This is a genomic window from Desulfocicer niacini (genome assembly GCF_054657595.1).
Window position 1 is genome coordinate 1 of record NZ_BAAHYK010000171.1, and the last position, 581, is coordinate 581.

General features: G+C 42.7%; 1 protein-coding gene. It reads left to right on the forward strand.

The genetic code is table 11. The annotated features are described in order from the left end of the window. Positions 1-18: 18 nt before the first annotated feature. On the forward strand, positions 19-581 hold a 563-nt coding region (locus ACYQ2M_RS25235; protein ID WP_459919165.1), incomplete at its 3' end, for a hypothetical protein.

Here is a 581-nt window from a genome sequence, read left to right on the forward strand (position 1 = left end):
CCTGAGATACAGGCAATAATGAATAGTATGCTGCTTGTTGTGGAATTGATACTGACTGTGTTTTTGGAGAAGAAAACTCGTAAAAACAGCAAAAATTCAAGCCTGCCTTCTTCACAAACGCCAAAAGATGAAACTGCTAAATCTAATCCTAAAAGCAAGGGCAAAGGTAAAAAAGTAAGTGGTGAGGTCAACAACACCCGTACGAAAGAAACTGTCACCATTACTAAAGCTGAGACATGTGATGTTTGTGGTGTTTCACTGGACCAAACGCCCTGTAGTGACCATGAACGACGAACAAAAATAGACATCGTTTTTGAAAAAGTTGTAGAGCATATTGATGCCGAAATAAAACAGTGTCCCAACTGCACGGCAACGGTAAAAGGGGCTTTCCCAAAGGACATGCCCGGGACTCTGCAGTACGGCAATGGACTCAAGGCTTTTGCGATCCATTTGATAATCAGCCAAATGGTTGCTCTTAATCGGGTCCAAAAACAAATAGCAGCCATGATCGGATCGGTTATTTCTGAGGCAACTTTGCTCAAGTTCGTTTGGCGACTTCATCAAGCTCTTGAAACGTGGGA